The sequence below is a fragment of the Corynebacterium sp. H113 genome (genome assembly GCF_037572315.1).
Lineage (GTDB): Bacteria > Actinomycetota > Actinomycetes > Mycobacteriales > Mycobacteriaceae > Corynebacterium.
Map to the genome: position 1 here is coordinate 733,402 of NZ_JBBHKZ010000002.1, position 24,051 is coordinate 757,452.

22 protein-coding genes and 3 tRNA genes are annotated in these 24,051 nt (G+C 57.4%); 18 read left to right on the forward strand and 7 right to left on the reverse strand.

Translation table 11 applies throughout. The features are described 5' to 3' along the window. The first annotated feature begins 98 nt into the window (after positions 1-98). Both WG938_RS04475 and WG938_RS04480 read left to right on the forward strand, forming a co-directional pair. Positions 99-713: a trimeric intracellular cation channel family protein gene (locus WG938_RS04475; protein WP_339977969.1), complete on the forward strand. Its 615-nt coding sequence runs from the start codon at positions 99-101 to the stop codon at positions 711-713. An 89-nt stretch (positions 714-802) separates the two neighbouring features. Further along, positions 803-1,591, forward strand: a complete 789-nt coding sequence (locus tag WG938_RS04480) for a fumarylacetoacetate hydrolase family protein (RefSeq protein WP_339977971.1) — start codon at positions 803-805, stop codon at positions 1,589-1,591. A gap of 167 nt (positions 1,592-1,758) precedes the next feature. Here WG938_RS04480 and WG938_RS04485 read toward each other — a convergent pair whose 3' ends face one another. From WG938_RS04485 to WG938_RS04500, 4 genes are all read right to left on the reverse strand, one after another. Beyond that, positions 1,759-3,234: an NAD(P)(+) transhydrogenase (Re/Si-specific) subunit beta gene (locus tag WG938_RS04485; protein ID WP_339977973.1), complete on the reverse strand. Its 1,476-nt coding sequence runs from the start codon at positions 3,232-3,234 to the stop codon at positions 1,759-1,761. Positions 3,235-3,240: 6 nt separating this feature from the next. Then, the gene (locus WG938_RS04490; RefSeq protein ID WP_339977975.1) at positions 3,241-4,815 is read right to left on the reverse strand and encodes a Re/Si-specific NAD(P)(+) transhydrogenase subunit alpha; all 1,575 of its coding nucleotides are present in this window, start codon (positions 4,813-4,815) and stop codon (positions 3,241-3,243) included. Between the two features lie 272 nt (positions 4,816-5,087). Further along, the gene (locus WG938_RS04495) at positions 5,088-6,356 is read right to left on the reverse strand and encodes an isochorismate synthase (RefSeq protein ID WP_339977977.1); all 1,269 of its coding nucleotides are present in this window, start codon (positions 6,354-6,356) and stop codon (positions 5,088-5,090) included. A gap of 49 nt (positions 6,357-6,405) precedes the next feature. Next, complete coding sequence (locus WG938_RS04500) at positions 6,406-7,158, reverse strand: SDR family oxidoreductase (protein ID WP_339977979.1); 753 nt, start codon at positions 7,156-7,158, stop codon at positions 6,406-6,408. A 127-nt stretch (positions 7,159-7,285) separates the two neighbouring features. Here WG938_RS04500 and WG938_RS04505 point away from each other — a divergent pair, with 127 nt between their 5' ends. Continuing rightward, entirely contained in the window at positions 7,286-8,080 is a 795-nt protein-coding gene (locus WG938_RS04505) for a TIM barrel protein (protein ID WP_339977981.1), read from the forward strand. A 6-nt stretch (positions 8,081-8,086) separates the two neighbouring features. Here the strand turns inward: WG938_RS04505 and WG938_RS04510 are convergent, their stop codons facing one another. Beyond that, positions 8,087-9,217, reverse strand: a complete 1,131-nt coding sequence (locus WG938_RS04510; RefSeq protein ID WP_339977983.1) for an SLAC1 anion channel family protein — start codon at positions 9,215-9,217, stop codon at positions 8,087-8,089. A 115-nt stretch (positions 9,218-9,332) separates the two neighbouring features. Here WG938_RS04510 and WG938_RS04515 point away from each other — a divergent pair, with 115 nt between their 5' ends. From WG938_RS04515 to WG938_RS04570, 12 genes are all read left to right on the forward strand, one after another. Further along, entirely contained in the window at positions 9,333-9,533 is a 201-nt protein-coding gene (locus tag WG938_RS04515) for a YgaP family membrane protein (protein WP_339977985.1), read from the forward strand. Between the two features lie 58 nt (positions 9,534-9,591). Then, positions 9,592-11,079 (forward strand): glutamate--tRNA ligase, encoded by a 1,488-nt coding sequence (gltX, locus tag WG938_RS04520; RefSeq protein ID WP_339977987.1) that lies wholly within the window; start codon positions 9,592-9,594, stop codon positions 11,077-11,079. A 208-nt stretch (positions 11,080-11,287) separates the two neighbouring features. Then, positions 11,288-11,362, forward strand: a tRNA-Gln gene (locus WG938_RS04525). 73 nt (positions 11,363-11,435) lie between these two features. After that, a tRNA-Glu gene (locus tag WG938_RS04530) sits at positions 11,436-11,508 on the forward strand. Positions 11,509-11,619: 111 nt separating this feature from the next. After that, positions 11,620-12,549 carry a Sir2 family NAD-dependent protein deacetylase gene (locus tag WG938_RS04535; RefSeq protein WP_339977989.1) on the forward strand — a complete coding sequence of 310 codons (930 nt, stop codon included), beginning with the start codon at positions 11,620-11,622 and terminating at the stop codon, positions 12,547-12,549. Positions 12,550-12,562: 13 nt separating this feature from the next. Then, positions 12,563-13,279, forward strand: a complete 717-nt coding sequence (locus WG938_RS04540; protein WP_339977991.1) for an HD domain-containing protein — start codon at positions 12,563-12,565, stop codon at positions 13,277-13,279. A gap of 137 nt (positions 13,280-13,416) precedes the next feature. Continuing rightward, a tRNA-Glu gene (locus WG938_RS04545) sits at positions 13,417-13,489 on the forward strand. A 165-nt stretch (positions 13,490-13,654) separates the two neighbouring features. Beyond that, positions 13,655-14,602 carry a sugar-binding transcriptional regulator gene (locus tag WG938_RS04550; protein ID WP_339977993.1) on the forward strand — a complete coding sequence of 316 codons (948 nt, stop codon included), beginning with the start codon at positions 13,655-13,657 and terminating at the stop codon, positions 14,600-14,602. Positions 14,603-14,762: 160 nt separating this feature from the next. Further along, a complete protein-coding gene (deoD, locus tag WG938_RS04555; RefSeq protein ID WP_339977995.1) occupies positions 14,763-15,479 on the forward strand; it encodes a purine-nucleoside phosphorylase in 717 nt (238 codons plus the stop codon). 38 nt (positions 15,480-15,517) lie between these two features. Continuing rightward, positions 15,518-16,873 carry an MFS transporter gene (locus WG938_RS04560; RefSeq protein WP_339977997.1) on the forward strand — a complete coding sequence of 452 codons (1,356 nt, stop codon included), beginning with the start codon at positions 15,518-15,520 and terminating at the stop codon, positions 16,871-16,873. Beyond that, on the forward strand, positions 16,873-17,526 hold the full coding sequence (gene deoC, locus WG938_RS04565) for a deoxyribose-phosphate aldolase (RefSeq protein WP_339977999.1): 654 nt from the start codon (positions 16,873-16,875) through the stop codon (positions 17,524-17,526). Before WG938_RS04560 ends, deoC begins: the two co-directional genes overlap by 1 nt. Then, on the forward strand, positions 17,527-19,206 hold the full coding sequence (locus WG938_RS04570) for a phospho-sugar mutase (protein ID WP_339978001.1): 1,680 nt from the start codon (positions 17,527-17,529) through the stop codon (positions 19,204-19,206). It begins immediately after the preceding gene. A 17-nt stretch (positions 19,207-19,223) separates the two neighbouring features. Here the strand turns inward: WG938_RS04570 and WG938_RS04575 are convergent, their stop codons facing one another. Further along, on the reverse strand, positions 19,224-20,465 hold the full coding sequence (locus WG938_RS04575) for an MFS transporter (RefSeq protein ID WP_339978003.1): 1,242 nt from the start codon (positions 20,463-20,465) through the stop codon (positions 19,224-19,226). A gap of 74 nt (positions 20,466-20,539) precedes the next feature. Then, positions 20,540-21,265 carry an IclR family transcriptional regulator gene (locus tag WG938_RS04580; RefSeq protein ID WP_339978005.1) on the reverse strand — a complete coding sequence of 242 codons (726 nt, stop codon included), beginning with the start codon at positions 21,263-21,265 and terminating at the stop codon, positions 20,540-20,542. A 74-nt stretch (positions 21,266-21,339) separates the two neighbouring features. Here WG938_RS04580 and leuC point away from each other — a divergent pair, with 74 nt between their 5' ends. The 3 genes from leuC to WG938_RS04595 all read left to right on the forward strand — a co-directional run bounded on the left by leuC (position 21,340) and on the right by WG938_RS04595 (position 23,914). Continuing rightward, positions 21,340-22,779, forward strand: coding sequence for a 3-isopropylmalate dehydratase large subunit (gene leuC / locus WG938_RS04585; protein ID WP_339978007.1), 1,440 nt, complete (start codon positions 21,340-21,342; stop codon positions 22,777-22,779). A gap of 35 nt (positions 22,780-22,814) precedes the next feature. Then, complete coding sequence (gene leuD, locus WG938_RS04590) at positions 22,815-23,405, forward strand: 3-isopropylmalate dehydratase small subunit (protein WP_339978009.1); 591 nt, start codon at positions 22,815-22,817, stop codon at positions 23,403-23,405. 164 nt (positions 23,406-23,569) lie between these two features. Beyond that, positions 23,570-23,914, forward strand: a complete 345-nt coding sequence (locus WG938_RS04595; protein WP_339978011.1) for a nucleotide pyrophosphohydrolase — start codon at positions 23,570-23,572, stop codon at positions 23,912-23,914. Positions 23,915-24,051 lie beyond the last annotated feature (137 nt).

The following is a 24,051-nucleotide window of genomic DNA, read 5'->3' on the forward strand; positions in this document are numbered from 1 at the left end:
GGCGTCGGGAGATGAGCGCTGGGCGAGTGTGGGAAGGTGACGCAGGACAGTGACGCAGCCCACGTTCGTTAACTTCCGTGTGTTAGATTGACAGCCTTATGTTGCTGCACATTCTTTGGGTGATCGGTATCACCGCGGAAGGTATGACCGGCGCGTTGGCGGCGGGTCGTCAGAAGATGGATCTCTTCGGCGTCTACACCATTGCGTGTGTGACGGCGATCGGTGGTGGCACGATCCGCGACATGGTGCTGGGGCATTACCCATTGGTGTGGGTGAAGAGTCCCGAGTATCTCTTGCTCATCATTGGTGCAGCGACGCTGACAGTATGGGCGCATGTGTTGGCTAAGCACTTCCGCATGGTGTTCCTGGTGTTGGATGCCGTGGGCTTGTCGGCATTTGCCATCATTGGTGCGCGAATTGCGCTTGAAATGGGGCATGGGGTGATCATTGCGGTCGTCGCTGCAATCCTGACGGGCGTGTTCGGTGGCGTACTGCGCGACCTCATGTGTGACCGCGTTCCGCTGGTGTTTCAGAAGGAGCTCTATGCGTTTGTGGCGATGGTGGGCACGCTCATGTACGTCGCAATGGATGCCCTAGGCCTCAACGAGAACGTCACGATTGTGGTTTCGGTGTTGACAATCTTCGTCTACCGTTTGCTCGCGATTTGGCGCGAGTGGTCGCTTCCAGTGTTTGACTACCAAGAACAGGAATAGCTGGGCGAGCGGAGCGCAAGGCTTCGGTCGACGCGCGAGCGCCTACCCCTAATGTCTGAATGTCCGGGCAGCCGTGTAACCTATCCCACATGCGTATTGCTCGAATCGCCCACCCAGAGGGCATGTGCTTCGCGCTGGTTGAGGGCGAAGGCAATGAAGTTACACTCCACGAAATCGACGGTCACCCATTCGGTGACGTAAGCAAGACTGGTCGCAGCTGGTCGCTTGCCGACGTTCGTCTGCTTGCACCAATGCTTCCATCCAAGGTCATCGCCATTGGTCGCAACTATGCAGACCACGTGGCCGAGGTGTTCAAGAAGTCGGCGGAAACTCTGCCACCGACAATGTTCATTAAGCCACCAACGGCTGTTGTTGGCCCAGAGGCACCAATTCGTATCCCAGAGTTCGCTACGAACGTTGAGTTCGAGGGTGAGCTGGCACTTGTTATTGGTAAGCCATGCAAGAACGTGAAGAAGGAAGACGCTCACGACGTCATCTTCGGATACACCATCGTCAACGATGTTTCTTCCCGTGACCTGCAGTTCGCGGACGGCCAGTGGGCTCGTGCGAAGGGCATTGACACGTTCTGCCCACTCGGGCCATGGATTCAAACTGAGCTGGACTACGAAGGTCTGCCAATCAAGGCGCACCTCACCCAGAACGGCACCACCGAGACTAAGCAGGACTCCAACTCGGATCAGATGATCATGTCTATCCCGGAGATCATCGAGTTCATTACTGCATCGATCACCCTGCTGCCAGGCGATGTCGTGTGCACCGGCTCCCCAGCAGGTACGGCACCGATGTTCCCAGGCGACCGCATTGAGATTGAGATTCCTGGAATCGGTACTCTCGCTAACCCAGTCGAGCGTGCTTAGTACTCGCGTCTAGCCACGCGCAGCCTCCGACTGCGTGTGGGTACGTGCAATGGCGCACGTTTAAGCAAGAACCGGCGTAGCAGGGAAGTGTTTTCCCTTGCTACGCCAGTTTTTTTGTGTCCCTTTTTCGTTCTATGCGGCGAGTGAGTTGCGCCGGGGTACACCGTCTATCCCACAGATACCGCCGCCGTCGCTAGTTCTCGGTTGAGTGCGTCGATGCTCTCCTTAGCGTCACCGATCAGCATGTCCGTGTTCTCGTTGTAGAACAGCGGATTCTGTACGCCGGAGTAGCCGGAACCCATCGAGCGCTTCAGCACGATGACGTGTTCGGACTCCCAGACCTTCAGCACCGGCATTCCGGCAATCGGCGATCCCGGCTGCTCAGCGATGGGGTTCACAGTGTCATTGGCGCCGATTACGAGTACGACATCAATGTCGCCGAAGTCGTCGTTAACCTCGTCGAGCTCAAGCACGATGTCGTATGGCACCTTCGCTTCAGCCAGCAGCACGTTCATGTGCCCAGGCAGTCGACCTGCGACAGGATGGATACCGAAAGTCACGTCCTTACCCTGGTCGCGCAGCTTGCGAACAAGTTCGGCAACTGCGTACTGTGCCTGCGCGACAGCCATTCCGTATCCAGGTGCAATGAGAATTCGGTCTGCGTTTCGCAGCGCTTCCGCCGTATCTTCATGGTTAATTTCGGTGTGCGAGCCAGTGGTCTCGCTTGCCGACGACGTCGCCTCAGAGCCAAATCCGCCCAGAATAACGTTGCTGAACGAGCGGTTCATTGCTTCGCACATGACGTAGGACAGGTAGGCACCAGAGGAGCCGACCAGCGCGCCGGTGATAATGAGCAGGCTGTTGCCGAGCATCAGCCCCGCGAATGCGCCTGCCCAGCCGGAGTACGAGTTCATGATGGAGACCACGACTGGCATATCTCCACCGCCGATGGCGACGACCACGTGCCAACCAATGAACAGTCCGAATACCGTTGCTGCTGCGAGTGCCACCCACGCAACGGTGGTCGAGTCAGTAATGATGAACACGATCATAAAAGCAAGGGTGAGCAGCAGAACCGACACATTCAGTAGGTTCCGGCCTGGTAGCAAAAGCGGCGATCCCTTGATCTTCTCCGAGAGTTTCAAGCCTGCGACGATGGAACCGGTGAACGTCACGGCACCGATGAACGTGCCGATGTAGATGGAGCCAAGCTGGAATGCTCGTTCATCGGCAGCGATGTCGTCGATGGTCATCAGCGAATTGACACCGATGAAAACTGCTCCTGCGCCAACCAGTCCATTGAACAGAGCAATCAGTTCTGGCATACCGGTCATGGCAACTTTGCGTGCTCGCGACAAGCCAACGACTGCACCCATGGTCACTGCGATGGCAATGAGCATCAGTGTGGTGAACGGCGACAGGTGCGTCTCCGGTGAGTTCTTCGAGATGACGAAAGCTTGGATCACCGCGACGACAACGGCAATCGCCATTCCTGAAATACCGAGGAGGTTGCCACGCTTTGCGGATTCCGGCTTGGACAACGCAGCCAAGGCAAGCAGAAACAGCAGGGCTGCAATGACATAGCCGACATTGGATACGCGCTGCGTGAAGTCAATCAGGGATGAGGTATCAGTAGGGAACATAACGGCCTATGCCTCCTCTTTCACGAACATGCTGAGCATGCGATCGGTGACAGCGAAGCCACCGAAAATATTGATCGAGCTGACGACGATCGCTGCGAAAGCCAAGCTCGACACGATGGGATTATTACTTCCGACCTGCAAGATTGCCCCAACAACAACAATGCCGGAGATAGCGTTGGTTTCAGACATCAATGGCGTATGCAGTCGAGGTGTGACGGCCGAGATGACGTAGAAACCCAGCACAATAGACAGCGCCAGAACCATGAAGTTTGCGCTCACTGAATGGGGAGCGACGAACATGATTGCAACAGCCAACAGCACCGCAACGCCGAGACCAATCTTCGTTCCAATGCCGCCGGAACCAATGAACGACACCTTCTCTGGCTCATGTTCGTGAAGCGCAGCCTGGTGGGCCTGTTGCTCTTGCCGTGTTGCCACCGGTGTAACGGAGACTTGGATCGGAGGCGGTGGCCACAGCACATCTGCCGACGACGCCGCGGCCTTGGTGACGGTGATGCCTCGGATGATGTCGTCGTCAAGATCGAACTCGGGGACACCGTTTTTCTGCGGGGTCAGGAGCTTAAACAGGTTGACGATATTCTGACCAAACAACGACGATGCCTGCGTCGGCAGCCGGCCAGCGAGGTCCGTGTAGCCGATGATGGTGACACCGTTGTCGGTGACGATCGCCTTGCCGGGGACAGTGAGCTCGCAGTTGCCACCACCAGCCGCAGCCATGTCGACGATGACGCTGCCTGCTTTCATCCCTGCAACGTCTGCAGCGGTGAGCAGGAGCGGGGAGCGACGGCCTGGAATGTTGGCGGTGGTGATCACAATGTCGGCGAGCGCGGACTGCTCCGAGTACAACTTAGCTGCAGCTGCTGCCTGGTCGGAGGTCATCTCCTTGGCATAGCCGTCGTCTGATTTCTCGGTTGTGGTCGGGATTGGGACGAACTCCGCGCCCATGGACTCGACTTGCTCGCCAGCTTCCGGGCGCAGGTCGGTTGCCTTGACGACGGCGCCCATGGAGTTCGCCGTACCAATTGCCGCAAGACCGCCGACGCCAGCGCCAATGACGTACACCGTCGCTGGGGGGAGCTTTCCTGCTGCGGTGACCTGGCCGGTGAATAGGCGGCCGAACGCGGCGGCTGCCTCGATGACGGCACGGTAACCGGAGATATTGGACATGGACGACAAGACGTCCATGGACTGCGCTCGCGAGATTCGAGGGACGGCGTCTACGGCGAGTGCCGTGATGTTGTGAGCTGCAAGTTCCTCGATGAGGTCAGGGTTGCGTCCAGGGGCGAGCCGGGAAATCAGGATTGACTCGGGGCGCATCATGTCACGGTACTGCTGGGGTGGGGTATCCAAGGTGACGACGATGTCACTGGCCCACACCGCACTGTCGACGATGGTCGCTCCGGCAGCTTCGTAGTCCGCATCACTGAATGCCGCTGCTTCGCCCGCAGCTGATTGCACGCAGACCTCATAGCCGAGCTTCATCAGCTTGCCGACGGTCTCTGGTGTCGCTGCAGCGATTGTTTGTTGGGGATCGGGTTCGATAGGGATGCCGATACGCACTGGTTTTCTCTTCTACTTTGGTCGTTAATGACGGTACGGATTCAGTCGGTGTAGAAGAAGTTATTGCGTTACGACGAGTTCGTCGCCCACTTTCCCAAAATCTGTGGCTAAAAATATCTATATAACGGTGGTGTAGTCGACTTTAAGGAGTTCAGGAAAATGGGAAAGGGGGTGGCAAATGGGGGTGAAAAGTGTGGGGTATTGCCGGGAATGAAAGTGTTCGACGTTTCCCTATTGAGGGAAATGGGGGCAAATTCGGGTGCGGAGTGTGGTTATCGCAAACCGAACGCGCGCAGCACAGTACCAAGCTTGGCTTCGGTTTCTGCCAACTCATCTTCGGGGACAGACGTCTCTACGATTCCGCCACCAGCCCACAGGCGAGCATTCGTGCCATCCATGCTCATTTCCGCACAGCGGATCGATACGACGAACTCGCCGTCACCATTGGAATCGCACCAACCCACAGCACCTGCGTAGAAACCGCGCTCGGTCTCTACGGCATTGATCACCGAAAAAGCTGATTCGGTTGGCGTGCCACAAATGGCGGGTGTTGGGTGAATGGTCAGCGCCAGGTCAAGTGCTGACGTCGATGAATCCTTCAGTTCGCCGTAAATATGGGTGCCTAGATGCCACATCTCGGAGGTAGACAGCAGCTCTGGTTCCTCAGGGACACGAAGGTTCTTGCACAGAGGTTCTAGATTCACGGCGATGTCATCCACGACGTAGGCATGCTCCTCGTTGTTCTTACGAGAATCAGCCAGGCGTGCCTTCGCGGCATCGTCAGCAGCCTTGTCCCGTTCACGAGGGACAGAACCAGCGAGTGGGAAAGCCTCTACATGAGTACCACGGCGACGCACCAGCATTTCTGGCGAAGACCCCACCAAAACTCGATTCTGGAAGCGATGGCCCGCAGGAGTGAGGTCGGCAATGAAGCCGTCGCGGTTCGGGGAGCCGTCGATAAGCCGAGAGGCTAACTGCAACGGATCCACTGGCGGATCGATGGCGAGATCAAGACTGCGCGCAAGAACAATCTTCTCTAGTCCAGAGGCCTTGATGGTGCGCACAGCTGCAGATACACGCTCAATGTGCCACTCGGGCTCGGGATCGCAGCTGGTGATGGTCGCGTTCATGGGTGGCGCATCCCAGCGGTAATGCGCTGGGGGCTCGAGAGGTTGATCGGAGCGAATTACGTCGCGAGGAACTGTCAGCGCCGAAGGGAGATCCAAGTTGAACGGAATCGCGCCAACGACCATGTGATGGATACCAGAGCGCAAATGTTCGGCGGCAAGCCACGGGTCGGTGTAGGTAGCGATACTGCCCTGGGTGCGAATGGAACCATGTGCGCGGGACAGTAAGAAGTCTGGAGCTGTAGCTGGGCGACCGGCTGGCCAGCGCCCTGAGCGAGGCTTCGTTGAATAGTCGTAGTCAGAAGGCTTGGCACACCCCGACGACTCGTGCCGTGAACCCTGACGGGACGAGGTCTCACGGCGATTATTTGGGCGTGACCTATCCGCAGATGGGTGATTGCCACCAGCAGTCATAATCGCTTTTCCACCTCTTACTTAGTGTCCCCGTAGTTTACCTGGGGGCTTAACCGCGCCCCAAAAATGGCATGCCGGAGGCAGTGATCGTCAGCTCGTCCACTGTTGCAGACGCAGGGAGCGATGCTGCATAAACGAAGCTCCGGGCCGCGTCGGCAGCATCGAAGAATGGCTCTTCTTTTACCGAACCATCAGCTTGAAGGGCTCCCGCTGTGGATCCAAAGGAATCCAACAGGGCAGTGGCTGCATTGCCAATATCCACGCGCGTGACATTGATGCCGTGGGGTCGCCCGTCGATAGAAAGTACCCGAGTCAATCCCGCAAGGGCGGACTTCGACGCTGCGTAAGAAGCGGTGTGCGGACGTGGTACCTGGGCGGCAATCGAGCAATTCACCAGGATCCGACCGCCATTCTGTTGTGATCGCATGACACGGAATGCTTCGCGAGCAGTGAGGAAAGAGCCGGTGACGTTAATGCTCAGGGTCGTCGTGAAGTCGTCGAGCGAAACGTCGCCGAACTCCGCTGGTGTGCCGGGAACGCCAGCGTTGGCAACGACGGCGTCGATACGCCCGAAGTCCGCCACCGCGTTCGCGAACAAGTCGGTGACAGCCTGTTCATCGGTGATGTCGCACACTGCCCACGAGATTGCCCCCGGTGCTTCGACAGAAACCGTGGCACACGTTTCCTGCAGGGTGGCCTCGGTTCGGCCGCAAATCCGCACCCGCCAGCCGTCGGCAGCGAAGGCATGGGCAATTTCGCGACCGATTCCAGCTCCGCCTCCGGTAACGATGACTGACTTCATTGCAGACCCTTTCCCGACCCTGTTATCGACTACTGCGAACAACTACTGCGGTCAACTACCGCAACCGCCTGTCACGGCCACCTTCTGTACGCCCGCGATTGTGGCATGACCGGATATCCTGACAACCATGAACCCAGGTTATTCACGTGTTGTTAACCCGACCGGTCCGGATGGTCCGTTGTGCACCGTGCTCAATTGCTCGACCGTGTTGAAGGAATTGACGCAGCCCGAGAACCTGTCGGAAACGCTGCCGACGGCCCTGGAAACGGCTGCCGAATCGGGTTTTACTGCCGTCGAGTTGTGGTGGCCGTTTGCCACTCCGACGCCCACGGATACGGCGCTGAACGATTTCATTGATGCGATTACGTCCGCGCCAGTTCGCCTCATCGCAATGAATTCCTGGGGAGGGGACATGCCCGCAGGCGAGCGTGGTGTTCTCCACCGCGAGGCGCTGCCCACCGCTCACTTTGACGCTTTACGACGAATCGCTGACGCAACCGGGCTCCGGTTCACCAACACACTGCTGGGGGCGAGTGGCGATGCAGTGACAGATACACAACGCGAACACCTAGCAGCATGGGTGAACACACTCGCAGAGGTAGGGGTGCAGCCACTTGTAGAGCCAATGTCTGCGACACCGAATTACCCAGTTACCTGTCCGTGGGCTGCCGAAGATCTTGCCCGAGAAACTGGTGCCGGAGTATTGCTCGACTTCTATCATCTTGCGGTTAACGGGGTCGACGTCGAGAAGTGGTTGACCGATGTAGAAACCGGGGCTGTGTCGATGCCCGCTCACGTGCAACTTGCCGACGCGCCGGGACGTGGCGCGCCGGGCACAGGGGAAGCACCGCTGCAGAAATGGGTAAGCCGGCTGCGAACAGCCGGCTATCGCGGTGACGTTGCCGCGGAATGGATGGGGTGAGTGTCGTTAGTCGCGAGGCTTACCCTGTGGGACTTCGTCGCTAAGAGGAGCCTGTTCGACCTGAGCAGTGTCCTCGTCAGTTGTAGTCTCTGCGGATGCTGCAGGTTCTGCAGCGGCGACAGACTCTGCGGATGCGGAAGGTTCTGCCTTTTCCTCTGCCTTTTCAGCGGTCTGTGGTTCAGGTGCTGGGCCACCTTCTGGGGCGAAAATGCCACCACGGAAGATCTCGATGATCGTGCGAATCCACAAGCCTACGATGATGATCGTTGTGAGGGTCAGGAAGAAGATGCCAATCTTCTTGTCATAGATCAGCGCGGAGGAGGACAACGCAGCCAGGGGGAATGACATTGCCCAGTGAGGGATGTTGAACGGCAGCGAAATCAGCTCAGGCAAACGAGTCAACGTGAGCAAGAAGAAGCCAATCGCGGAGTAAAAGAGAACGCTCGATGCAAGCGACGTTTGGCCATTAATGAAAGCGAGAGACGAAGCGCTCACGGCTGCAGGGGCGATGAGGATGAACATCGTAGGGATGAACTTCGGCATCATCGGCTTGTCAAAAGCGAACAAGCGATACAGCACGATAGGCAAGATGCCCAGCCACATCACGATGCCGATAGAGAACGAGAAGAAGCTCATCTGCTGAGACGTGGAATCCAGCTGCATACCACCGAGCGGAGCAATGACGTTACCGACCACGGGAATGAACCACGCTGGCGTGACATGCGCAATGGTAATTTCCGGGCGCATCCACATACGCATAGTGACGAGCATCAGGAACAAGTGCCCGACAACTGCGATCCACCACAGGATCGTAGTAATGGTGACCGGCAGAATGGAGATGCCCGCAGTGGCGACCAACATCAAGCTAATGGTGATGGCGGTCAGGAATGTCACCTTGATGGGGTGATGCAGGTCAGCCTTTAAGTTCGCCGGATTGCCCAAGATGCGGGCAAGGTACGCGATAAGAAGAAGCACAAACGTAATTGCCGCGAGGAAGTACAGCGCAACCCCAATGACTTCAGGAGCATTGAGAGCCTCGGCAGCGCGTTTCCACGCCGTCGACAAGCCAGCCGTACCCATCACCACAGCAAAAATTGGAAGCGGTGTGTGGGAAAGTTTTTCTTTGATAGAAGTCACAATTCTTGACCGTACCCACTCGATACCCTAGGTGGTAATTTTAATACCCGGTAGGGGCATGTTGTTTACCCCGTAAATAAGGGTGGCATCTTCTGCTGAAAGGTATCGAACCAGCATGGTTAAAAATGTTCATGGCGGAGACCGCGCCGTACGCCTGGTCATCGCAGCGCTTGCCGCATACTTCGCCACAATGAATGACGGCGCAGTCCAAGTCATCCTGTGGGTTGTCGCGGCAATCATGGTGCTGACCGCAGCACTCGGCTTCTGCCCGCTATACCGACTCTTTGGTGTTTCGACGTGCAAGGTGAAGAAGTAGCGCAAACACCCAAGGTCAACATGATGGGCGGAGCTGCTGGCGGGTATCGTCGTAAAGCATGTCAGATGTTCGTGTTCGCTTTTGCCCATCGCCAACCGGAACGCCACACGTTGGCTTGATCCGAACTGCCCTTTTTAACTGGGCATACGCTCGCCACACTGGTGGCAAACTGATTTTCCGTATTGAAGATACTGACGCCGCACGTGACTCCGAGGAGTCCTACCAGGCTATTATCGACGCACTGAATTGGCTCGGTCTGGACTGGGATGAAGGCGTCAATGTCGGTGGCCCGCACGAGCCGTACCGCCAGTCGCAGCGCAAGGACATCTATAAGGATGTTCTGCAGCAGCTCATCGATGCTGGCGAAGCGTACGAAGCGTTTTCCACGGCTGAAGAGGTCGAAGAGCGTCACAAGGCTGCCGGTCGCGATCCGAAGCTTGGCTACGACAACTATGATCGCACCCTCACCGAAGAGCAGAAGGAAGCGTTCCGCGCGGAGGGACGCAAGCCTGTTATTCGCCTGCGCATGCCAGACGAGGACATCGTGTTCGAGGACCTCGTGCGTGGGCGCATCGAATTCAGGGCTGGCGTTGTGCCGGACTATGTCATTGCTCGTTCCAACGGCGAGCCGCTGTACACGCTGGTCAATCCAGTCGACGACGCGCTGATGGAGATTACCCACGTTCTGCGTGGCGAGGACTTGTTGCCTTCGACGCCTCGTCAGATTGCTCTGTACGAGTCGCTGAAGCGCATTGGCGTTGCCAAGTTCACGCCAGAGTTTGGACACCTGCCATTCGTGATGGGGCAGGGCAACAAGAAGCTGTCGAAGCGTGATCCAGAGTCCAATCTCTTTATTCACCGCGACAACGGCTTCATTCCAGAAGGTCTGCTGAACTACCTTGCGCTGCTGGGCTGGTCTATCTCTGCGGATAACGAGATCTTCACCATGGACGAGATGGTCGCAGCTTTCGATGTTCGCGATGTGCTCTCGAATCCTGCACGCTTCGACCAGAAGAAGGCTGACGCGATCAACGCGGACCACATCCGCATGCTCGATGCTGCTGACTTCGCTGGTCGCCTTCGTACGTACCTGGAGCAGTACAAGGACTTCCCGGCTGACTTCCCGGAGGACAAGTTCGCGTTTGTTGCCGAGCTGGTTCAGACCCGCATTAAGACTCTCGGCGACGCCTGGGATCTGGTGAAGTTCCTCGTGATCGACGAGGACGAGTTCGCCTTCGATGAGAAGTCCGCGCGCCGTAACTTCAAGGAAGACGCAGCACCAGTTCTGGATGCCACGATCGCTGCTGTAGAGAAGCTTGACGACGACTCCTTCGTTACAGCAGAACTCGAAAAGGCAATCAACACTGTCTTGATCGACAAGATGGAGCTGAAGCCACGCAAGGCATTCGGACCAGTGCGTGTCGCTGTCACTGGTGCACAGGTGTCGCCACCGCTATTCGAGTCGATGGAGCTGCTGGGCCGGGAGCGCACGTTGCGTCGCTTGAAGATGGCTCGTGAAGCAACGCCGTGGGTTTCTGAAGCCTAATGGTTGAAGAGGAGAGCAATATGGGCAAGCGTCGGTTCCGAAAGGTGTGGTCGCTTGTCCATGCTTTTATTTGCGCCAATTTCACCCATGTAATTTAGGTGTTTGACCAGCGGATTTGTGTTGGTAGGTGAATTCTGGCTATATTAGTCCTCGTTGCAAGGGCAGCGGGCACGAGCCGAAAGGAACGTGAACGAGGTCTGAAGCGCAGTGGCCTATGGTGTAATTGGCAACACAACGGTTTCTGGTACCGTCATTCTAGGTTCGAGTCCTGGTAGGCCAGCCACATTGAAAATTTCACAACAGTGCTTGTTCACTACAGTGATCGTGCTGCTTTGAAATTGACAGTGTTTTTGTATGCCCCGTTCGTCTAGCGGCCTAGGACACCGCCCTCTCACGGCGGCGGCACGGGTTCAAATCCCGTACGGGGTACAAAGTAAAAGACCTCCACCTTAGGTGGGGGTCTTTTTGCGTTGCGGGTTGGGTCGGGTTGGGTGTGCATACATGCGCGCCAAACCAACCCAGACACATATGCTGATAAACATGCTCGAACACGCTCCGATCGCCCGAGCCCATGCTTCAGCTCTGCGCTCCATCGCACGGGTCGTCCACGAAACGGCCACACCGACGCCACCCGATCAAGCGCTCACGGAGATCGCCACCCAGCTGCGAAACTCTCCGGCGCTTGTTCTCACCGGCGCGGGCGTTTCCACTGATTCCGGAGTTCCTGACTACCGTGGTCCCAGCGGTTCACTGTCCCGCCACCGACCCATGACCTACCAGGAGTTTCGCCACGACCCGGCTGCTTCCCACCGCTATTGGGCGCGCAGCTTCGTTGGCTGGCGCATCATGGACCAGGCCCGCCCGAACCGCACCCACTTCGCACTCGCCGAGCTGGAGCACGAGGGGTTTGTCACGGGTGTTGTGACTCAAAACGTTGACGGCCTCCACATCGACGCTGGACAGCCCACCGTCATCCCACTGCACGGAAACCTTGCGAGTGTGGTGTGCCTTGAGTGCGGATTCGTCGAGAAGCGAGCACTTTTCGACGAACGCCTCAGCGCAGCAAACCCCGAATTTTTCGAACAGGCGGGCGTGGATGAGTCGACGGTGAATCCGGATGGTGACGTAGATTTGCGTGCCGACTTGGTCGAGAAGTTCGTGATGGTGGGGTGCGCGCAGTGTGGTTCGCGGTTGTTGAAGCCGGATGTGGTGTATTTCGGGGAGCCGGTGCCGGGGGATCGTAAAGAGGCGGCGTACGAGCTGTTGCGGGAATCTGAGTCGCTGCTGGTAGTCGGATCGTCACTGGCGGTGATGAGTGGCTACAAGTTTGTGATTGAGGCTCAGAAAGCAGGGAAGCGGGTCGCCGTCGTCAATGGTGGGCCCGGGCGTGCCGACGGTCGCGTGGATACGTTGTGGCGCACGGGCGTGGGGCCAGCGTTTGATGCGGTGTTGGACGAGTTGGGTTTGTGAGCGCTGCTAGCGCATGAGATTGGAGATTGGATACTTGACGATGGACAAGACTACGACGACTGGCACGACTGAGCCGGACGTGGTTAAGACGGACGTGGCTGAGGCGGTGACCAACATACCGAGCCCGCGCCTGTTGCGGGCGATGGAAGTGGCTGCGCGCGCCCATGACGGGCATTACCGCAAGGGCACGCAGACTCCGTACGTTTCGCACGTGTTTGGTGTCATGCACATTGCGTCGACCGCACGGTGGGAACGGACTGGGTTCGGCGTGGATGTGGATGCAGGGATGCAGCAGCCGTCGGAGGATTGCCTGATCGCGTGCCTATTCCACGACATCTTCGAGGACGTTCCCGACTCCTACCCGAAACAATGCATGCGCGAGGAGTTCGGCGATTACGTTGTCGAACTTGTGCAGGCCGTAACAAAGGACGAGTCTTTGCCTTCGTGGCGCGATCGAGGCGAAGCGTATCTGGAGGCGCTGCGCAATACACCTCACGACGAGGCCTTCATCGTCGCTTGCGCCGACAAGTTGCACAACATCACGGCAATACTTGCCGACGAAACCGAGATAGGTCAGACCTTCTGGGATCGATTCAACGTTGGTTTGGCAGGACAGCAGTGGTGGTACGAGAGCATGTGCGACATCATCGGGCAGCGGTTGCCGGATCTCAACCTGTTGGAGGCGTTGCAGGAGAGAGTGAAGCTGCTGAGTGCGATTGAGTACGAGTAAGAGACGAGGATTGTCGACTCTTCTTTTCCTGCACTGACCTGCAGATTAGGTAGATGGCGGGTGGCTTGCTAGTCTTAGCGGGTCTGCAACGCAGTATTCGCCGGGTCAAGGCCGTATGGCATTGTCAGACATCGCTAGCCCCGTTCGTCTAGCGGCCTAGGACACCGCCCTCTCACGGCGGCGGCACGGGTTCAAATCCCGTACGGGGTACAAAATGAGGGACCAGCTTCGGCTGGTCCCTTTTTGCCTGTCCATTAAGACTTGTATGGCATGGCTAGTTGTACTGGATGCCGACGAGTCCGCGCCAGAGCTCCAACTGTTGTCCCAACTGATACCCCGCACAACACTCCAGCCATAAAGTGCAACAATAGAAGCATGTTGGACCGCAAAGATTGCCAAGCCATCGACGCTGCTCGTCTGTACTACGATGCGCAATTGAGTCAGGCGGACATCGCTAAGAAGCTTGGTATCTCACGTCCGACGGTGTCCAAGCTGCTGACGCACGCTCGTGAAAACGGCTTCGTCACCATCACCATCAACGATCCCCGCGAGCAAGCGGGCGAAGTCATTACTGAGCTTCAACGGCTGTTCAACCTTGAAGTCGTTCGGATTGTGCGCCCCGCGACGTCGTCGCAAAGCGAGCTATACAAAGATCTCGGTGGTGTAGGGGCGGAGGTGCTGGAGGCCATCCTGGCCGACGGTATGTCCGTGGGAATTTCGTGGGGGCAGACGCTGACATCGATTGCGGAGCATCTGCGGCCACAGTCATTGCATGACATGAAGGTGGTGCAGCTGAAGGGTGGTCATTCGCATACGGAGCGAAACACTAAAGATGTGGTGACGCTCACCAGATTTGCGCGGGCATTGGATGCCGAAATGATGGCGCTGCCACTGCCCGTCATTCTGGATTCGAAGCAGACGAAGGATTTGGTGGTGACGGATCGTCATATAGCGCACATGCTGGCGGAAGGCGCGACCGCGGATGTGGCGGTGTTTACCGTCGGTGATGCGCGGCCGGAAAGTCTGCTCATGAACCTGGGCTATCTCACTGATGAAGAAGTGGAGCAGCTAGGGAAGAACGCTGTCGGCGATGTGTGTTCGAGGTTCTTTGACTCGCAAGGCAATATCGCTGACCCAGAAATCGACGCTCGCACGGTCGGCATTTCCATCGACGATCTCCGGTCGCGTCCGATCCGCCTTCTCGTAGCCGGCGGCACGCGAAAAGCCGATGCGATTGCCACGGCCCTCCGAATGGGTCTGGCGACGCATCTCGTCATCGACCATGACACCGCGACGCGAATCGCCAATATGGAACAAATGTAAAAGCAGCTGTTGACAGATGTGCATGAGTGTCGTTAATCTGTAGGAGACAGGGCAGCGTCGCCCACTGCGAAAGATCTCGCGTCGACAGCGTAGAAGTAGAAAGAACGCGTAGAAGAAGCGGGTGTGCTGCCAAACTTCGTTGCTACAGGAGTGCGCAACAATGGCTGACAAGAACACCCCGCACATCAATCCACATGGCGTCGATATCGCCGAGACTATCCTCATGCCAGGCGATCCGCTACGAGCAAAGTTCATCGCCGAGACCTATTTGGACGACGTCGTGCAGTTCAATGAAGTCCGCAATATGCTCGGCTTCACCGGCACCTACCAGGGAAATCCGGTCTCCGTCATGGGCTCGGGCATGGGTATCCCATCGATTGGCATCTACGCCTACGAACTCATCAACTTCTTTGAGGCAAAGAAGGTCATCCGCGTCGGATCCATTGGCGCGATGCAGAAGGACATTGACCTCTACGACATCATCATCGGCATGTCGGCGTCGACGGACTCTAACTTCGTCTCCCAGTACAACTTGCCAGGCAACTACGCCCCAACCGCTTCGTGGAAGCTGCTCAAAGCACTGAACGACGAAGCTGAACGACGCGAGCTACCCGTACATGTCGGCAACATCTTGTCGTCGGACGTGTTCTACAACGCTGATGAAACAGTCAATGATCGCTGGGCGCGCATGGGCGTGCTGGGCGTCGAGATGGAATCCGCCGCGCTGTACTCAATCGCTGCGTACGCAGGCGTTGATGCGGTCGGTTTGTTCACCACCTCCGACAACCTCGTCACTGGCGCTGCAGCAAGCGCAGACGAACGCCAGAACGCTTTCACCCAAATGATGGAGCTAGCCCTTCCGCTAGCTGCCCTCTAAGCGGCGTAGTATCGCAGCGCCCTAAGGACACGATCGCAATGACTACTCGCGTAACACCTCCCACGCTTAACCCGAAGGCAGCCGTACCGGTACTGCTGTTCTCCTTCGTTTTCTGCCTTGTCATCGACAATGGCTTCAAGACCATGACCGGCCCAATGGCCGCCGGCCTTGGCATCGACTCGAATACGGCCAGCCTCCAGGCGTCGCTTGCCGGCGTGATCATCGGCATCGGCGCCGTTGTGTACGCCGCACTGGCTGACTCCATTAGCATTCGCAAACTGATGATCGCCGGCGTCGGCTTGATTGTCGTCGGCTCTCTCATTGGTTTCTTCTTCTCCGGCTCTTGGCCAATGGTCCTCGCCGGACGCCTGATTCAAACCACCGGCCTCGCCGCCGCTGAAACGCTGTACGTCATCTACGTACGAAAGCACCTGTCCGAAGCAGACCAGAAGACCTACCTCGGCTTTTCGACGGCCGCCTTCCAGTCGGGCCTGCTCATTGGCGCTCTGACCTCGGGAATTATCTCGACATACATCAGCTGGACGGCCATGTTCCTGGTGCCTTTGGTGCTCGTCCTGACCGTTCCGTTCCTGATAAAGCACGTACCTGAAGACGAAGCAATCGAAGGTCACTTGGACGCACTTGGTCTTTTCCTCATCGCAGTCTTTGCAGCCTCGCTGACCATGTACATCCAGGCTTTCAACTGGTTGTGGCTCATTCCGGCAATCTTGGGCATCATTGCCTTTGCACTGCACGTCGCAAAGGCAAAGGCGCCACTGGTAACCCCGGAGTTCTTTAAGAATGGTCGCTACGTATGGGCCATCATCCTGGTCTTCATCGTGTACTCGACCCAGCTCGGCTTCATCTTCATGCTGCCGTTCGCAGCGCAAGATCTCCATGGTCTGGCGCAAGACCGGGCAGCCATGCTGATGATCCCTGGCTATGTTTGTGCAATCCTCGTCGGCATCTTCTCCGGCAAAATCGGCAAGGTACTCAGCTCCCGCACCACGATCTACATGGCACTCGCTTCCATTACCGGATCGCTGGTCATTGGTGCAATCGGTATCCACATCTCGCTGGCCCTGCTCATCTTCGCGATTGTGCTCTTCGCCTCCGGCTTCGCGTTGATCTACGCGCCACTGGTGAACACCGCGCTCAGCAATATCGTGCCGGAGCGTGCAGGTATCGCTATCGGCTTCTACAACCTGATCATCAACATCGCCATTCCACTGGGCATTGCCTACACCGCCAAGCTGCAGGCAATGGAACTGTCCTACAACACCGTTCTGTGGGTCCTGGCCGCAGTCGCTGCCGTCGGCTCCGTGATTTACATCGTGTCTGACCGCGTCATGGCAGCACACGAAGAACCAACTCTTGAAGGAGTACCTGCGTAATGTCTACTCGCGAAGAAGTCGCTCGTATCATCGACCACACGCTGCTCAAGCCCGAGTCCACTGCTGCCGACGTGTCCGCACTTATCGACGATGCCGTGCGTCTCGGCACCTACTCCATCTGCGTGTCGCCTTCACAACTTCCTGTCGAGGTGCCAGAAAGCCTGCACGTAGCCACCGTCGTTGGATTCCCATCCGGTGCCGTCAAGCCTGAAATCAAGGCTGCTGAAGCTGCACGTGCCGTCGCTGATGGCGCTGAAGAAGTCGACATGGTCATCAACATCGCATTGGCGAAGGAAGGTCGTTTCGATGATCTGCAGGCTGAAATCGACGCAGTTCGCGAGGCTATTCCGGCTCCAACGATTCTCAAAGTGATCATCGAATCGGCTGCGCTTAACGACGACGAAATTATTGCAGCATGCCGTGCTTCCGAAGCTGCTGGCGCTGATTTTGTGAAGACCTCGACTGGCTTCCACCCAGCAGGTGGTGCCTCTGTTCATGCGGTGAAGCTGATGGCGGAGACCGTCGGCAAGCGGTTGGGCGTGAAGGCGTCGGGCGGTATTCGCACGGCTGCAGCTGCGCAAGAAATGATTGATGCTGGAGCTACGCGACTTGGGCTGTCGGCGTCGGAGAGCATTCTTGGGGAGCTGGAGTAGATGACTCAGTCAGTGCTTGATATTGCGCGTGAGTGGGCTGACCACGACCCGGATCCGGTGACGAAGGACGAAGTTCTGCGTCTCATCGACGCTAACGATACCGACGAGTTGGCACGTGCGTTTGCCGGTCCGCTCAGTTTCGGTACCGCCGGATTACGTGCAGAAGTAGGCGCGGGTGAGTCGCGGCTCAACCGTGCGGTGATCATGCGGACCACGCACGGACTGGTGTCGTGGTTGCAGTCGAAACTGTCCGACGCTGGATATGCTGATGCGCAGCCGGTTGTGGTGATTGGTTGCGATGCTCGCCATGGCTCGGAGCAGTTCCAGAAGGACGCGGCTCAGGTTGTCGCAGCAGCGGGTGGTCGTGCGCTGGTATTGCCGGCGAAGAATCCGACTCCACTGACGGCGTATTCCGTGAAAGCTTTGCATGCAGATGCCGGAATTATGGTGACTGCCTCTCACAACCCGCCGGCTGACAATGGGTACAAGGTCTATCTTGGTGGTCGCGTTGCTCAGGGTGCAGGGGAAGGCGTGCAGTTGGTGGCGCCAGCCGATTCTGAGATTGCTGTGGCTATTGCCGCTGCACCACGTGCCGACGAGATCCCGCTCAGCGACACCGGCATTCAGGCCATTGATACCCGGGACGAATACCTCGCGCGCGCCACGAAACTCGTGGGCGAGAATACTGATGTGACCATCGCTCTGACTGCTATGCATGGCGTGGGTGCGGCACTTGGTCAACAATTGTTGAGCAATGCGGGTTTTACCGTGTCCTTGGTACCTGAACAGGCCGAGCCGGATCCAGATTTTCCGACAGTCGCGTTTCCGAATCCCGAAGAGCTAGGCGCTCTTGATTTAGCGAAACGACATGCGACGAGCATTAATGCGGATGTCATCATTGCGTATGACCCAGATGCTGATCGCTGTGCTGTCGCAACGCCTGATAGCGATGCGGACGGTGGCTGGCGACAGCTCACCGGCGACGAACTAGGTGCATTGCTGGGCAACTACACCGCCACTCAGCGCGCTCAAGATGGCCACACCGGAGGGGCTTTCGCGAACTCGATTGTGTCCGGTCGGTTGCTGGCAGCCGTCGCGAAGCACCATGGCTTCGCGCACGAGACCACTCTCACCGGTTTCAAATGGATCGCTCGCACGCCTGACTTGGTGTTCGGCTACGAAGAAGCGATTGGGTACTGCCCGGATCCAGAAGCAGTCGCTGATAAGGATGGTATCGCGACATCACTGGTCGCAGCTTCGCTGGTTGGCGCTCTGAAGGCGGAGGGGCGCACACTTGACGATGCCCTCGATGACCTCGCCCGCACACACGGCCTCTTCCGCACGGCACCGTTGACGTTCCGGGTCGACGACGTCGCAAAGATCGCGCAGGGCATGGACACGCTGCGGAAGAATCCGCCAACCGTGCTCGCAGGTAGCGATGTTGTCACTGTCCACGACCTCGCTGATGATCCATTCGGTATCGGTCCAACTGATGGCATGTACTTCCTCACGGATGCCAATGACCGCATCATTTGCCGTCCATCCGGTACGGAGCCGAAGCTCAAGTGCTATCTGGAAGTCGTGCTTCCGGTCGCGGCGGGCGAAGAGATTCCGAAGGCCAAGGCCGATAGCAGGTTGGCGCAGCTGCGCGCTGACCTGACCGAGTGCCTCGGCTTCTAGAGCAAATCGCTGTGCTGCTAGTTCCTCGCGGTTGATTCCTCTGAGGTTGATTCGTTCGCGACGTCGAGCTGTGCTTTACGACGCTCATCGTCGCGAGGCGACACCGCCAACGCAATCGCGGGGAATACCGCTGACACAGCAAATAGGGCAGGAAAGCCAAGAGCTGCCACAATCGCGCCGGACAGCGGTGGCGTCGACGCATAGATGATGTTCTGGAACGTGTTCTGCGTGCCCATCGCCCGTCCCGACCACAATGGGCCGGCGTACTCCGCAACAGCGGTAAAGGCCAAGCCGTTTGGAGACACGGCGGATACCGCCAGCGCAGCCATAATGACAGTCGCGAGAATACTCAACGCGCTGTGGCCTGAGGTGGTGTCGGAGTTGCTGATCGTGACGTCGAAAAGCACCATGAGCACACACAGCACAAACGTGACGACGGCGACATGTCGGTACGGGCGAATGCGGGAGCGGGCGCGGTCGGAGACGAAACCAATTGCGGCGCGAGAGCCGGCGCCGAGAAGCTGGGCGATCATGACGATGACTCCGGCAGTGGCTGCAGCGTAACCACGATCGAGCAGCCACACCAGGATGAACGAGCCCATCATTGACTGAGGCCAGGACAACATCGCTGATGCAATATGAATGCGGACGAGATACTTCGAATCGCGGTAAGGGCTGCGGGCGGCAGCGACGTGATCAGCGGAACCCGCTTTAGGTCGGGGCGGATCGGTAATGCCGATGAGGCATGCGAGGCTCAGCACTCCGCACAAGACAGCAGCAAAACCCAAAGACACATGAATGCCGTGGTTCGCAGCGAGCACCGGCAAAGTCACTGCAGACAGGGCCGCGCCGAGGGGTTGCGCAGTCTGCCGGATGCCCATCGCGGTGCCACGCTGCTCCGGGGGATACCAGCCAGATACGACGCGTCCCGACGCAGAATTCACTGAAGCAGCGGCACAGCCAGCGAAGAACAAGGCCACACCAAGGATGAGAGGACCTGAGGTGGAAGCAACCGCAGCGATGCCTGTCATTACAGCGGTGAGTCCAAGTCCGAGACTAAGCGCTGCCCGCTCACCGAACTTATCGACGAACCAGCCCCACGCAATCAACGTGAACACAATGCCGGCGGCGGGCATGGCAGCAATAAGCCCTGCAGTCGCAAGCGGGAGACCAGTAGCGACTAAAGCGGGGATGAGAAAAGGTGTGCCCATGTGAACCACAGACGAACCGACGGCTGCGAGGGTGGACAGAAGGAGCACGAAGTGTCGATATGCGGGACTAGATTTCACGTCATGCTCGTTTCGCACTTGTCTTGATGGGGCTTCCTTGGGCTTTAGAGTCGCTTACTCATCTCGTCAGCGGCGTCGAGAACTTCCTTGCCCCATGCCGTAAATGGTGAAGGGGAGAGGCGTTCGACTGGGCCGGATACTGAGACGACAGCGATCATCTCGTCGGCCGAGTTCCATACTGGGGCTGAGACGCTGGCCAGGGCCGGGTCGCGTTCACCCATGGACTCTGCCCAGCCTTGTGTGCGAATGTCATCGAGTTCGGCAGCGTCGAAATCCGCGTCGGGAATCATGCGCTCTGCGAGACCCTCGGGGCCAAATGCGAGCAAAACCTTTGCAGCAGAACCAGCGGTCAGAGGCATTCGCGAGCCAACAGGCACTGTGTTGCGCAGGCCGGTAGGCGGTTCCATCGAGGCGATGCAGGTTCGGGTGTCGCCGGTGAGGCGGTAGATCTGCACTGACTCGCCGGTCTTGTCCAATAGTTGAGGTAGAACATGCGCGGCAGCGTCGGCAAGCAGGTCGGCAGTCACCGGGGTCAAAGCGGTAAGCCCCGGGCCGGTGGTCCACTGGCCGTCGGGCGTTCGGGTAACAAGGCGATGTACTTCAAGCGCCGTCGCTAAGCGGTGGGCAGTGGCGCGAGGTAAATCGGTGGCCTCGCACAATTCGGCGAGGGTGCAAGGATTTTCCGCGATGGTCTTCAAGATAAGAACCGAGCGATCGAGGACTTTGATGCCACTCATTGGCGCGTTATCTTGTGTGCTAGTCTGTCCCATACCATGATATTATCATCTCACGATTTGAGATGAAACCTTTCCAGCCTATGGAACCTTTAAGAGAGGGCCAACAGATGAGCACCACGGACGCAAGCCCGAAAACGCTCGCCGAAAAGGTATGGCGTGACCATGTAGTCAAGCCAGGCGAAAACGGCGAACCAGACCTGATTTACATCGACCTACATCTCGTGCACGAGGTTACGTCACCTCAGGCATTCGATGGGTTGCGTCTTGCTGGCCGAAAGGTGCGTCGCCCGGATCTGACGATTGCGACCGAGGACCACAACGTACCAACCACCGTCGCTGGTGGTGAGATTCAGCTTATCGCAGAGCCGACCTCACGTACGCAGATCGCGACGCTGCGCAAGAATGCTGAGGAGTTCGGCATTCGACTGCACCCAATGGGCGACCGTGAGCAGGGCATTGTTCACGTGGTTGGCCCGCAGCTCGGCCTGACCCAGCCAGGAACCACTGTTGTGTGTGGTGACTCGCACACCGCGACGCACGGTGCATTCGGTGCGATGGCATTCGGTATCGGTACTTCTGAGGTGGAGCACGTACTGGCGACCCAGACGCTGCCGCTCAAGCCATTCAAGACCATGGCTGTCAACGTCACTGGCGAACTGCAGCCGGGCGTGACATCGAAGGACCTGATTTTGGCCATTATCGCCAAGATCGGCACCGGCGGTGGCCAGGGCCATGTCATTGAATACCGTGGCGAAGCTATCGAGAAGTTGTCGATGGAAGCCCGTATGACCATCTGCAACATGTCCATCGAAGCCGGTGCTCGTGCAGGCATGATCGCCCCAGACGAGACCACGTTCGAATACCTGAAGGGTCGTCCACATGCTCCGCAGGGCGAGGAGTGGGACGAAGCAGTTGAATACTGGAAGTCGCTGGTCACTGACGACGACGCTCAGTTCGACACTGTCGTCGAGATTGACGGTTCGGCGCTGACACCATTCGTCACCTGGGGTACCAACCCTGGTCAGGGAGCGCCACTGGGCGATGTTGTCCCAGACCCTGAGTACATTGCTGAAGATTCCGAACGCATCGCCGCTGAGCGCGCACTCGAGTACATGGATCTGAAACCTGGCACGCCGCTGCGCGAAGTACCTATCGACGTAGTATTCGTTGGCTCCTGCACCAACGGACGCATCGAGGACATGCGTGCTGTCGCGGAAATTCTGGAAGGTCGCAAGGTTGCCGAAGGCGTCCAGATGCTGGTTGTCCCAGGTTCTGCGCGTGTGCGCGAGCAGGCTGAGGCAGAAGGCCTTGGCACGATCTTTGAGGCTGCAGGTGCGGAGTGGCGTATGCCAGGTTGCTCGATGTGCCTTGGCATGAACCCAGATCAGCTTGAGCCAGGTCAGCGCTGTGCATCGACGTCGAACCGAAACTTCGAAGGCCGACAGGGCAAGGGCGGTCGCACCCACCTGGTTAGCCCTGCCGTTGCTGCAGCTTCTGCTGTAGCAGGTACTTTGGCATCCCCAGCTGATCTGTCAGCAGTTAACTAACGACGAGCACGCACTACAGAAGAGGAATTATTCCAATGGAAAAGTTCACAACCCATACCGGCGTTGGCGTGCCTCTGCAGCGTTCCAACGTTGACACTGACCAGATCATCCCGGCTGTCTACCTTAAGCGAGTAACCCGCACTGGTTTCGAAGATGGCTTGTTCTCCAACTGGCGTACCAACGAAAAGGACTTCGTTCTGAACCGTTCTGAGTACGGCAATGGTTCTGTGTTGGTTGCAGGCCCAGACTTTGGTACCGGCTCGTCTCGTGAGCACGCTGTGTGGGCGCTCATGGACTATGGTTTCCGCGTCGTCTTCTCGTCTCGCTTTGCCGATATCTTCCGTGGCAACGCTGGCAAGGCTGGTCTGCTCGCAGCTCAGATGTCGCAGTCTGACATCGAATTGCTCTGGAAGCTTATGGAAGCGCAGCCAGGCATGGAGCTGACCGTGAACCTGGAAAATCGCACCGTCGAAGCTGGCGACCAGGTCTTCACCTTCGACGTTGACGACTACACCCGCTGGCGCCTGATGGAAGGTCTCGACGATATTTCGTTGACCCTGCGCAACGAAGCCGACATCGAAGCGTATGAGTCGTCGCGTCCGTCGCATAAGCCAAGGACTTTGTAGGGACTGGGGAATAGATCAGATGGAAGCTAGTCGATTGATTTGACCTCAGTCAGCTAGTTGAATCCCCTACGAAATTCTTCGCCTACAATTGTCGAACTCGCTAGCGCACAGGTAGTGGCTTCGCAGATGGCTAAGCGAGTTCCCAGGTAGGTAGTATTAACCGCATGTTAATCGATGAGGTATTGGAAGAACTACGGCAATTTACCAAAGAACGTGATTGGGGAAAGTTCCATTCTCCGGAGAATTTAGCCAAGGGAATCTCCATTGAAGCAGCAGAGCTTTTAGAGTGTTTTCAGTGGTCTTCCGAATATGAAAAGGAAGATGTCCGATTAGAACTGGCCGATATCTTGACGTATTGCTATCTGTTATCTGACAAACTCGGGGAAGACCCCAACTCACTGGTACTAGAGAAGCTCTCAATTACCAAAAAGAAGTATCCAATTGAACAGTCGAAGGGGATTGCGACAAAGTACTCGAAACTACGAATGTTGTCGTCGGAAGAAGTGTAGAGGAACGCGTACATTGAAACTCCAGCACCAGAAACCGTTAGTGCGACGAATTGGATACAATCGCCAAGAGCTAATCGATTTCGTGGAAGACCTCCGTTCAGACGAGGTCTACAATACTGACGTAGAATTTCTACTTG